This window comes from Lacisediminihabitans sp. H27-G8 (assembly GCF_046156175.1).
In the GTDB taxonomy this organism is placed as follows: Bacteria; Actinomycetota; Actinomycetes; order Actinomycetales; family Microbacteriaceae; genus Lacisediminihabitans.
Window position 1 is genome coordinate 697404 of record NZ_JAYLVL010000003.1, and the last position, 11981, is coordinate 709384.

The 11981-nt window shown below is 67.6% G+C and carries 8 protein-coding genes; 7 read left to right on the plus strand and 1 reads right to left on the minus strand.

Annotation, left to right across the window (positions count from 1 at the left end; genetic code table 11):
* Nucleotides 1-125: 125 nt before the first annotated feature.
* A complete protein-coding gene (locus tag VLI63_RS12615; RefSeq protein WP_409157173.1) occupies nucleotides 126-2048 on the plus strand; it encodes a propionyl-CoA synthetase in 1923 nt (640 codons plus the stop codon).
* On the opposite strand, the gene VLI63_RS12620 is transcribed toward VLI63_RS12615, so the two are convergent.
* Nucleotides 2038-2514, minus strand: a complete 477-nt coding sequence (locus VLI63_RS12620; RefSeq protein WP_409157174.1) for an Lrp/AsnC family transcriptional regulator — start codon at nucleotides 2512-2514, stop codon at nucleotides 2038-2040. The two genes, VLI63_RS12615 and VLI63_RS12620, sit on opposite strands and share 11 nt — an antisense overlap.
* A gap of 167 nt (nucleotides 2515-2681) precedes the next feature.
* Between VLI63_RS12620 and pdhA the strand changes: the two genes are divergently transcribed.
* The 6 genes from pdhA (at nucleotide 2682) to hrpA (ending at nucleotide 11978) form a co-directional block, all read left to right on the plus strand.
* On the plus strand, nucleotides 2682-3797 hold the full coding sequence (pdhA, locus tag VLI63_RS12625) for a pyruvate dehydrogenase (acetyl-transferring) E1 component subunit alpha (RefSeq protein WP_409157175.1): 1116 nt from the start codon (nucleotides 2682-2684) through the stop codon (nucleotides 3795-3797).
* A complete protein-coding gene (locus VLI63_RS12630) occupies nucleotides 3794-4774 on the plus strand; it encodes an alpha-ketoacid dehydrogenase subunit beta (protein WP_409157176.1) in 981 nt (326 codons plus the stop codon). The genes pdhA and VLI63_RS12630 overlap by 4 nt, the downstream gene beginning before the upstream one ends.
* A complete protein-coding gene (locus VLI63_RS12635) occupies nucleotides 4774-6087 on the plus strand; it encodes a dihydrolipoamide acetyltransferase family protein (protein WP_409157177.1) in 1314 nt (437 codons plus the stop codon). The genes VLI63_RS12630 and VLI63_RS12635 overlap by 1 nt, the downstream gene beginning before the upstream one ends.
* 7 nt (nucleotides 6088-6094) lie before the next feature.
* Nucleotides 6095-6838 carry an SDR family NAD(P)-dependent oxidoreductase gene (locus tag VLI63_RS12640; RefSeq protein WP_409157178.1) on the plus strand — a complete coding sequence of 248 codons (744 nt, stop codon included), beginning with the start codon at nucleotides 6095-6097 and terminating at the stop codon, nucleotides 6836-6838.
* The gene (locus VLI63_RS12645; RefSeq protein ID WP_409157179.1) at nucleotides 6835-8031 is read left to right on the plus strand and encodes an acyl-CoA dehydrogenase family protein; all 1197 of its coding nucleotides are present in this window, start codon (nucleotides 6835-6837) and stop codon (nucleotides 8029-8031) included. The genes VLI63_RS12640 and VLI63_RS12645 overlap by 4 nt, the downstream gene beginning before the upstream one ends.
* Nucleotides 8032-8168: 137 nt before the next feature.
* Complete coding sequence (gene hrpA, locus VLI63_RS12650) at nucleotides 8169-11978, plus strand: ATP-dependent RNA helicase HrpA (RefSeq protein ID WP_409157180.1); 3810 nt, start codon at nucleotides 8169-8171, stop codon at nucleotides 11976-11978.
* Nucleotides 11979-11981: the final 3 nt, after the last annotated feature.

The window sequence follows — 11981 nt, forward strand, 5'->3', positions numbered from 1 at the left end:
CGACTGCAATTTGGTTCTGTGTACACATTATGGCCCACTTCGACCGTATTTGCCCATCCTGTGTCATACTTCATCCACATTCTGTATACAGAACCGGTAGGGCAACTTCGATGGAGAGGTATTCCGTGAGTGCACCACACGAGCAAACTGTGAACTCCGGCGGCTACCGGCAGGCCTTCGACCAGAGCGTCGACGACCGTGAGGGCTTCTGGCTCGACGCGGCGAAGCTCGTGGACTGGACGGTCGCGCCGACCACCGCCCTCGACAGCAGCGCCGCGCCCCTCTACCGCTGGTTCGCGGGTGCGGAACTCAATACCTGCTTCAACGCGCTCGACCGTCATGTGCTCGCGGGGCGCGGGGACAGCATCGCCCTGATCTACGACTCCCCCGTGGTCGGCAAGAAGAAGAGCTACAGCTACGCGACCCTGCTCGACAAGGTCTCCAGGTTTGCGGGCGTGCTCGCCGATGCCGGGGTGGCCAAGGGCGACCGGGTGATCATCTACATGCCGATGATGCCGCAGGCCCTCGTCGCCATGCTGGCCTGTGCGCGACTCGGGGCGGTGCACTCCGTGGTGTTCGGCGGCTTCGCTGCCAAAGAACTCGCCGCCCGCATCGACGACGCCGAGCCGATCGTGATCGTGACCGCCACCGGTGGAATCGAGCCGAATCGCGTGGTCGAGTACCTTCCCACCATCGCGGCCGCGCTGGAGTTGAGCACGCACACTGTCGGAACCGTGATCGTGAAGGACCGCCCAGAGGTGCCGGGGTGGGCCTCCGATCACGCCACCGAGGGCACGGCCTGGTGGGACTGGGACGAGCACTCGATGACGGCGACGCCGCGCGCTGCCGTTGCGGTGGCCGCGACCGATCCGCTCTACATCCTGTACACCTCCGGCACGACGGGTGCACCGAAGGGTGTGGTGCGCGACAACGGCGGCCATGCGGTGGCCATGGCCTGGTCGATGAAGAACATCTACGACATCGGGCCGGGGGATGTGATGTGGACGGCGAGCGACGTCGGCTGGGTCGTCGGCCACTCCTACATCGTCTACGGTCCCCTCATCGCCGGGGCGACGACGGTGCTCTACGAGGGCAAGCCGGTGGGAACACCGGATGCCGGTGCGTTTTGGCGCGTGGTCTCGGACTACCGCGTGAAGACCCTGTTCACCGCGCCGACCGCGCTGCGAGCCATCCGCAAGGCCGATCCGCACGCCGCGCTCTCCCACCAGTACGACCTCAGCTGCCTCGACGCCCTCTTCCTCGCCGGCGAGCGCCTCGACCCCGACACCTGGACCTGGGCCACCGCGCTGCTCGAGAAGCCGGTGATCGACCACTGGTGGCAGACCGAGACAGGCTGGGCGATCTGCGCGAGTCCGCGGGGCCTCGAGGAGCTTCCGCTTCGTGCCGGATCGCCATCCTTCCCCGTGCCCGGGTACAACGTGAGCATCGTGGACGAGCACGGCCAGCCCGTGCCGCACCTCGACGAGGGGAACATCGTCATCTCCCTCCCACTGCCTCCCGGCACCCTCGCCACCCTGTGGAATGGCGACGAACGCTATGTGCACCAATATCTCTCGGTGTTCCCCGGCCACTACCTCACGGGCGACTCAGGCTACTTCGACCGCGAGGGCTACCTCTATGTCATGGGCCGCACCGACGACATCATCAATGTGGCGGGCCACCGGCTCTCGACTGGCTCGATGGAGCAGGTGCTCGCACAGCATCCGGCCGTCGCCGAGTGCGCGGTGATCGGGGTGCACGACGAGATCAAGGGCCAGAAACCGATGGGCTACGTTGTGCTAAAGAGCGGAACGGACATCACCGACGATGCCCTCGCCGCCGACCTGGTCGCGATGGTGCGGGAGCAGATCGGCGCCGTCGCGGCGTTCCGCGACGTGGTGGTGGTCTCCGGACTGCCGAAGACCCGGTCGGGCAAGATCCTGCGCAAGACCATGCGCCAGATCGTGAACGGCGAGGACTACGTGGTGCCCCCGACGATCGAGGACACGCAATCGATCGCGGTGATCACCGCGACGGTCAGTCGCTGAGACCGGCGCGCTGCCGCAACAGCGGCGCCGTGCGATAGGGCACCATCTCCCGCATCGACAGCGAGACCTCGGTGCGCTCGATTCCGGGTGAGGCCAGGATGACCCCGGCGATGCGGTACAGATCGTCGGTGTCCTGCGCCACCACGCGGATCATGATGTCGGCGTCCCCGGCGATGCCGTGCACCTCCACCACCTCGGGGATGCCGGTGAGCGCGGCCTCGATCTCCTGCAGGCGGTGCTGGTCGACCCTGGCCGCGACGAAGGCGGTGAGCGGATAGCCCAGGGCCCGGTGCTGCACGCGCTGATCCATGCTGCCGAGCAGTTGCCCGGCCTCGAGCCGCGCGAGCCGCGACTGCACAGTGTTGCGGGAGAGCCCGAGGCGCTGGGCGAGCTCGACGCCCGAGAGCCGGGCGTCGTCGCTGAGGGCGAGAAGGATGCGGGCATCGGTGCCGTCGAGGTCTTGCATGTATCGCAGTCTGGCACGGTTGGACGCACTCCCGGTGTGCATTCTGCTCAATACTCGAGAGATGGGTTGTGCAGTATCGCCGCAGGGCGCACTATTCAGGGACAACTGGCCACAAGCCAGACAGGCACAGACGCCAGCATTCATACACGTCAACGAGGACGGTAGCCATGAGCATCGCATCGATCGAGACCACCGAGCACACCGAAGCGGTGGCGCTGTTGCCCACCGCCGGCGGCGACCTGATCTCCCATCCCGTCTTCTCGAGCTATGTCAGCGACATCGGGGACGCCGAGCTGGTGCAGCTGTACACCGATCTCGTGGTCGTGCGGCGCATCGACGCCGAGGCCACGGCGCTGCAGCGCCAGGGCGAGCTCGGCCTCTGGGCGCCGATGCTCGGCCAGGAGGCCGCGCAGGTGGGATCCGCCCACGCCCTGCGCTCGAAGGACTTCGTCTTCGCCAGCTACCGTGAGCACGCCGTCGCCTACGTGCGCGGAGTGGATCCCACCATGATCCTGCGCTTCTGGCGCGGATCGACCCACTCGGGCTGGAACCCCTACGAGGTCAACATGACGACCCCGGCGATCGTCGTCGGTTCGCAGATGCTGCAGGCGGTCGGCTACGGGATGGGCATCCGCCGCGACCGCTCCGACGACATCGCGATCACCTACTTCGGAGATGGTGCGACCAGCCAGGGCGACTTCTCCGAGGCCCTCGGATTCGCCGCCAGCTTCAACGCCCCGGTCGTCTTCTTCTGCCAGAACAACCAGTTCGCGATCTCGGCTCCCGTGGGCGTGCAGACCACCGTGCCGATCGTGCGGCGTGCCGCCGGTTTCGGAATTGTGGGCGTGCAGGTGGACGGCAACGACGTGCTCGCCGTGCTCGCCGTCACCCGCTACGCCGCCGAGCGCGCGCGCAACGGCGACGGACCCACCTTCATCGAAGCCGTGACCTACCGCATGGGGCCGCACACGACATCCGACGACCCGACCCGCTACCGCGATGCCGAAGAGCTCGCCCGCTGGAAGGAGCGCGACCCGATCGACCGGCTGCGGCGCACCCTGGAGCACCGTGGGCTCGCGACCCCGGAGATGCTCGCCGCTGCCGAAGCGAAGGCCGCCGAGTTCGCGGCCTCGGTGCGCGCCGGATGCCTCGGAACCGTCGAACCGGCGCCGGAGTCCATCTTCGAGAACGTCTACTGCGAGCCGCACTCGCTGCTCGAGGAGGAGCGGGTCGAATTCCTGGCGTACCACGGCATCCCCGACACGAAGGCGGCCGACAAGTGACGATCCTCTCCCTCGCCAAGGCCATCAACGCCGGGCTGCGCCGCTCGCTCGACTCCGACGACCGCGTCATGCTGATGGGCGAAGACGTCGGCGCCCTCGGCGGCGTCTTCCGCGTGACCGACCAGCTTCAGGCAGAATTCGGCCGGGAGCGGGTGTTCGACACCCCGCTCGCGGAATCCGGCATCATCGGCACCGCCATCGGACTCGCGATGCGGGGCTACCGACCCGTCTGCGAGATCCAGTTCGACGGCTTCATCTACCCGGCTTTCGACCAGATCGTGTCGCAGCTGGCGAAGATCCATAAGCGCACCGACGGGGCCGTCACCGTGCCCCTGACCATCCGAGTGCCCTACGGCGGGGGGATCGGAGCGGTGGAGCACCACTCCGAGTCGCCAGAGGCCTACTTCGCGCACACCGCCGGCCTCCGTGTCGTCTCGTGCTCGTCCGCGGATGACGCCTACGGCATGATCCAGCAGGCCATCGCCTCCGACGACCCGGTGCTGTTCTTCGAACCGAAGCGCCGCTACTGGGACAAGCAGGATGTCGACCTCGACGGCACCCCGACACTCGGGCTCTTCGACGCCCGGGTGCTCACCGAGGGGACCGATCTCACAGTCGTCGCCTACGGCCCGATGGTGGCCACCGCCCTCGCCGCCGCCCGCGAGGCGGCCACCGAGGGCACCTCGGTCGAGGTCATCGACCTGCGATCGCTCTCCCCCATCGACTTCGTCACCATCGAGCGCTCGGTCGCGAAGACCGGTCGGCTCGTCGTGGTTCACGAGGCTCCCGCGTTCCTGGGGCTCGGGGCCGAGATCGCCGCCCGCATCTCCGAGCGCTGCTTCTGGATGCTCGAATCCCCCGTGATCCGGGTGGGTGGGTACTCGACGCCCTATCCGCCGTCCAAGGTGGAGCAGTATTATCTGCCCGATATCGACCGGGTACTCGACGCGATCGACCGAAGCCTGGCGGTGCAGTGATGGCTACCGACTTCCTGCTCCCCGACCTCGGCGAAGGCCTCACCGATGCGGAGATCGTGCGCTGGCTCGTGAAGGCCGGTGACGAGGTGACGCTCAACCAGGTCATCTGCGAGGTGGAGACCGCCAAGGCTCTGGTCGAGCTGCCCTCGCCGATCGTCGGGGTCGTCTCCTCCCTGCGCGTCTCCGAGGGCGAGACGGTGATGGTGGGGGCGCCGATCATCAGCTTCGGCACCGATGACCTCGCGCCAGAGGCGACCGAAGAAGACGGCCGGTCGAATATGCTCGTCGGCTACGGTCCGGGCGAGATCGACCACAGGTCGGGCCATCGCCGTCGAAGGAGTGCTCTGGCTGCTTCTGCTCCCGCGGCCGCACCGGCGAGTGCCGCCTCACCCGCCGCCGCGCCCGTGCCCTCCGCCGCTCCCGCCCCTCCCACGCCGTCACGCGTGCTCGCCAAGCCGCCGGTGAGGGATCTGGCCCGGCGGCTCGGGCTCGACCTCTCGACCGTCATCGGTACGGGATCGAATGGCGCGGTCATCCGCTCGGATGTCGAGGCCGCGAGTGCTGCTCCGGCGACCGGCGTCGCCGGCACCGTCTCCGCGGCCGTTCCCCGGCCGGAGGAGACCCGCGTGCCGATCAGCGGCGTGCGCAAGCGCACCGCCGCGGCCATGGTCGCGAGCGCGTTCACCGCGCCCCATGTCACCGAGTTCGTCACTGTGGATGTCACTCCCACCGTCGAACTGGTGGAGCATCTGCGAGCGCACCCGGCATTCGATGGCGCGCGGGTCACCCCGCTGCTGCTCGTCGCGAAGGCGTTGGCGATGGTGATTCTGCGGCATCCGGAACTGAACTCCCGTTGGGACGAGGCGAGCCAGGAGATCGTGACCTACCGGGCGGTCAATCTCGGCATCGCGGTAGCCACGCCCCGCGGCCTCATGGTGCCGAACATCCAAGATGTCAACTCACTGACACTCCGCGAGCTCGCCGATGCCCTCTCGGGCCTGGCGACTCGCGCGCGCGACGGCAAGACCGCCGTCTCCGAACTCTCCGGCGGCACCATCAGCATCACGAACATCGGCAGTTTCGGCATCGACAGCGGCACCCCGATCATCAACCCCGGAGAGGCGGCGATTCTCTGCACCGGGGCGATCCGGCGCCAGCCCTGGGAGTTCCGCGGGGAGATCGCTCTGCGCTCGGTGATGACCCTGAGCGTCTCCTTCGATCATCGTCTCGTGGACGGGGCCGAGGGCTCGGCCTTCCTCGCAGAGATCGGCCGTATCCTGGCCGATCCGCTCGAACTCATCGCCCTCGGATAGGAGCAGCATGAACATCACCGACACCGTGGCCATCGTCACGGGAGGGGCCTCTGGCCTCGGGCTGGCCACCGCCCGCGAGCTCGCCTCGGCCGGCGCTCGCGTGGTCATCCTCGATCTGACCGCGCCCGCCGAGGCGCTGGAGGGCACGACCTTCGTCGCCGCCGATGTGACGAGCGAAGCGGAGGTCGCGGCCGCGGTGACGACGGCAACGGGGCTCGGCACCCTGCGCATCCTCGTCAACTGCGCCGGTATCGCGCCCGCGAACCGTGTCGTCGGCCGGGAAGGCCCCCTCTCCCTCGACGTGTTCGAGCGCGCCATCCGGATCAATCTGATCGGGACCTTCAACGTGCTTCGCCTGGCCGCCGCGGCCATGCAGCAGAACGAACCGATCGACGGCGAGCGCGGGGTCATCATCAACACGGCCTCGGTGGCTGCCTTCGACGGGCAGATCGGCCAGGCGGCCTACTCGGCCTCCAAGGGTGCGGTCGCGGCCATGACGCTGCCGATCGCGCGCGAGTTCGCCGCGCACCTCATCCGCGTCATGACCATCGCGCCCGGGGTCTTCGAGACTCCGATGATGGCGGCAATGAGCGACGAGACGAAGCTTTCGCTCGGCAGCCAGGTGCCACATCCCGCACGACTCGGACGGCCGGACGAATATGCCGCGCTCGTGAGGCACATCGTGGAGAACCCCTACCTCAACGGAGAGACGATTCGCCTCGACGGCGCGATCAGGATGACGCCCCGATGAGCCTGCAGTCCAACACCGCCATCGCGGACGCACGCCGCCCCCGACCTTCCGATGACTTCCTCGACTACCGCGGCCTGCTCACGCCGGTGGAGCAAAACCGCCTCGCCGACGCCACCGCGACCTTCGATCGCGAGGTGCGTCCGGTCATCGGTTCCCACTGGGATGCCGCGACTTTCCCCTTCGAGCTGCTGCCGACCCTTGCCGGTCTCGACCTCATCGGCATCCCCGACGCGGGAGGCAGCCATCTGCTGAGGGGCTTCCTCCATCTCGAACTGTCGCGGGTCGACATGTCGATCTCCACGTTCCTCGGAGTGCACTCCGAACTCGTCACCGCAGCGATCGACCGGCTCGGCTCCGACGAACAGCGCGAAAGACTGCTCCCCGGCCTCCACGACCTGTCCCGCATCGGCGCCTTCGCCCTGACCGAGCCCGATCATGGGTCGGACATCTCCCGCTCGATGAAGACGACAGCCACCCGGCACGGCGACACCTGGAGCATCACCGGCGCCAAACGCTGGATCGGCAACGGCACGATGGCCGACCACATCATCCTCTGGGCACGCGACACCGCCGACGGCGAGATCAAGGCCTTCATCGTCGATCGCGGCACCCCTGGCCTGCGCACAGAGAAGATCGAGAACAAGATCTCCCTGCGTATCGTGCAGAACGCCGACATCCTGCTCCATGACGTGCGCGTCGACGAGTCGTCCCGGCTGCCCGGTGCGAACTCGTTCCGCGACGCGAGCGCACTGCTCACGGACTCCCGGGTCTGGGTGGCCTGGCAGACCGTCGGACTGCAGTTCGCCGCCTATGACCACGCGCTCGCCTACGCACTCGAGCGCCAGCAGTTCGGAAAGCCGATTGCGTCGTTCCAGCTGGTGCAGGAGAAACTCGTGCGGATCCTCGAGAACACGACCGCGTCGCTCGGCACGATGGTGCGCATCGCGCAGCTCCAGCAGCAGGGCACCCTGCGCTCCGAGCACGCGGCGATGGCCAAGGCCTCCGGCAGCGCCCGCATGCGCGAGTCGGTGGCGATGGCGCGCGGCATTCTCGGGGGAAACGGCATCTCGACCGACTTCGGCATGGCGCGCATCTTCGCGGATGCCGAAGCGGTCTACAGCTACGAGGGGAGCTACGAGATCAACACCCTGTTGGTCGGGCGGGCGATCACGGGGATCTCCGCCTTCGAATAGCTCCGCCCTCGACTAGCTCCACCATCGACTGGAGCGAGCCGTCGAGCGGCTCGAGCTTTCGGGCGGCTCGAGCGCCTTCGCTCTTCTCGCCTGCCCGGAGGAGACGGTGAAGGTGCAGTCGGTAGAATTGGACACCCATGACCGACGCGACCACCGACAACGCGACCTCGCAGTACGTGATCTCTTATCCGGAGGATCTCCCGGTCAGCCAACGCCGCGATGACATCGCCGCCGCCATCCGCACCCACCAGGTCGTGATCATCGCCGGCGAGACCGGCTCGGGAAAGACCACCCAGCTGCCGAAGATCCTGCTCGAACTCGGCAAGACGAGCATCGGCCACACCCAGCCGAGGCGCATCGCCGCGCGCACGATCGCCGAGCGCATCTCCGACGAACTCGGGACGCCTCTCGGCGGGCTCGTCGGCTACCAGGTGAGATTCACCGACACCGTTGGCCCCGACACCCGGATCAAGCTGATGACCGACGGCATCCTGCTCAACGAGATCCACCGCGACCGGCTCCTCCGCAAGTACGACGCGATCATCATCGACGAGGCCCACGAGCGCAGCCTCACCATCGACTTCCTTCTCGGCTATCTCAAACAGCTGATGCCGCAGCGACCCGACCTCAGCATCATCGTGACCTCCGCGACCATCGACCCCGAGAGCTTCTCCCGTCACTTCGCGGATGCCGCGGGCGTCGGCGCACCGATCGTCGAGGTGAGCGGACGAACCTTCCCCGTCGAGGTGCGGTACCGCCCACTCGTGGCCGAGGCCTCGCTGGAAGAGGATGAGGACGACACGGAGGCGGAGGCCGACCTCGATCCCCTCGAGGGGATCAACGCCGCGCTGGACGAACTGGCCCGCGAGTCGAACGGTGACGTGCTGGTCTTCCTCAGCGGGGAGAACGAGATCCGGGATGCCGAGGAGGCGATCGGCGGCCGGAACCTGCCATTCACCGAGGTGCTTCCGCTCTACGGTCGACTGAGTTCTGCCGAGCAACACCGGGTGTTCGAGACCGGGCGAGCCCCCGGCATCCGTCGTCGCATCGTGCTGGCGACCAACGTGGCGGAGACCAGCCTCACCGTGCCGGGCATCAAGTACGTCATCGATGCGGGCACGGCCCGCATCTCGCGCTACAGCGTGCGCTCGAAGGTGCAGAGACTGCCCATCGAAGCGATCAGCCAGGCGAGCGCGAACCAGCGCTCGGGCCGAAGCGGTCGAACGAGTGACGGCATCGCCATCCGCCTGTATGCGGAGCAGGACTTCATGCGCCGACCGGAATATACCGAGCCGGAGATCCTGCGCACGAACCTCGCCGCCGTCATCCTGCAGATGATCTCGCTCGGACTCGGCGATATCGCCAGGTTCCCCTTCCTTCAGCCGCCGGACTCGCGCGGCATCAAGGACGGTCTGGACCTTCTGCGAGAGCTCGGAGCCGTGGAGGCCGGAAGCGGAGACGATCCCCGCATCACCCGCATCGGCAAGCAGCTCACGCAATTGCCGATCGATCCGCGACTCGCGCGCATGGTGGTGGAGTCCAAACAGCACGGGGTGACCCGCGAGGTGATGGCGATCGTCGCCGGGCTCAGCATCCAGGATCCCCGGGAACGACCGCTCGAGAAGCGAGCGCAGGCCGACCAGTCCCATGCGCGCTTCGTTGATCCGACGAGCGACTTCCTCACACTGCTCAATCTCTGGAATCACCTGCGCGAGAGGGAGAAGGAACTCAGCGGCAACCAGTTCCGGCGGCTCTGCCGCAGCGAATACCTCAACTATCTTCGGGTGCGCGAGTGGAAGGATGTCTTCCGCCAGCTCGAGCGGATGGCGAAGCCGCTCGGTCTCGTGGTCGGTGGCCCGTCTACCAACCCCAACGCCATCCACCGCTCGCTGCTCGCCGGCCTGCTGAGCCAACTGGGCATCCGGGATGTCGCGAAGAAGGACTACATCGGCGCGAGGCAGGTGCGGTTCAGTGTCTTCCCCGGGTCGGCCCTGGCGAAGAAGCAGCCCGCAGAGCTGATGAGTGCCGAGCTGGTGGAGACGAGCCGACTGTTCGCTCGCACCAATGCGGCCATCGACCTCTCCTGGGCGGAGCCCATCGCCGGGGATCTCGTGAAGCGAAGCTACAGCGAGCCGCACTGGGAAAGGAAACAGGGATCCGCCGTCGCCTGGGAGCGGGTCACCCTCTACGGTGTGCCGATCGTGGCACGTCGGCGGGCGCAGTTCGCGAAGGTCGATCCGGCCTACGCGCGCGAGTTGTTCATCCGCCACGCCCTCGTCGACGGCGAGTGGGACCTCGACCGTGTCGACAAGCGGGTGAGCGCCTTCGATCGGGCCAACCGCGCCTTGCGCACCGAGCTCGCCGAGCTCGAGGAACGCACGCGCCGACGGGACCTGCTCTTCGACGACGAAGCAGTGTTCGACTTCTACCAGCGCCGCATCCCGAGCGAGATCACCAGCCAGCGGCTGTTCGAGACGTGGTGGCGCACGGCGCGCCGCGAGACTCCCGACCTGCTGACGATGACAGCCGAGAACCTCATCGACGAGGATGAGGCCGCTCCCGTGGCCGAACTCGTGGAGACCTCGTACCCGAAGACGTGGAGCCAGGGCGACCAGCAGCTGTCGCTCGGCTACCGTTTCGAGCCGGGAAGCGACGACGACGGGGTCACCGTGCAGGTGCCGATCGCCCTCCTGGCGCGGCTCGACCCGGAGGGTTTCGACTGGCAGGTGCCCGGTTTTCGGGAGGAGCTCGTCACGGCGCTGCTCAAATCTTTACCGAAGGCGATCCGTCGCAATGTCGTGCCGGCGAACGACTGGGCACGGCGGCTGCTCGCCGAGCTCCCCGAGGTGAGCGATGGACGCTCGCTGCGGGCGGCCCTCGCGGCCACGATCACCCGGCTCACCTATGTACCGGTCGCCACCACCGACTTCGACGAGTCCCGCATCCCCTCCCACCTGCGCATGAGCTTCGCGGTCATCGACGAGCGCTCGCGCACTGTCGCCACGGGCACCGACCTGCGTGCCCTCCAGGAGCAGCTCAAGTCGACGGTGCGGGAGAGTGTGGCGCGGGCATCCGTCACCCCCCGAAGCAACCTCGAGCGCGCGGGGCTCACCGGTTGGGATTTCGACGAGCTGCCGCGCACCCTCGACACCAAGCAGGGTGGCAACACGATCCGGGCCTACCCGGCCCTCGTCGACGAGGGCTCCAGCGTGGCCATCCGCCTCATGACGACCCCGCTCGACCAGTCGAGGGAGCAACGACGCGGGGTGCGGCGGATGCTGCTTCTCGCCATCCCCTCCCCCGTGTCCTACGTGCAGGATCACCTTACCCAGACCGAGAAGCTCACGCTCGCCCAGAGCCCGTACCGGACGACGGCCGAGCTTTTCGCGGATTGCATGGCGGTCTGCATCGACGCCGTGATCGCCGACCGCGAGATCTGGACCCGCAAGGAATTCGAGGCAGTGCGGGACGAGATCTCGGCCACGATCATGGAGGCGCTGTTCCAGACCGTCTCGCTGCTCACGAAGGTGATCGCCGGAGCCCGCGATGCCGAGAAAGCGATCAAGGCGGCCTCGAACATCGCCATGCTCAGCCCGCTCGCGGATGCCCGTGAGCAGCTGTCAGCCCTGGTCTATCCCGGTTTCGCCTCGGAGACCGGACTCTCGCAACTGCGTCGGCTGCCGGTGTACCTGGCGGCCGTCGTGCATCGCATCGGCAAGCTCGGAGACAACCTGGGGCGTGACCGGGTGTGGATGACGGAGGTGCAGACCGCGACGGCGCGCTACGAACTCGCCGGCGGCCGCCTGCCCCTCGCACCGGACTCTGCAGCTCCCCTGGTGCGCGCCCGATGGTTGCTCGAGGAGCTGCGCCTCAGCCTCTTCGCTCAGCACCTCGGCACGTCAGAGCCGGTCTCGCTCCTGCGCATCGTGCGGGTGCTGTCGGACTGAGGT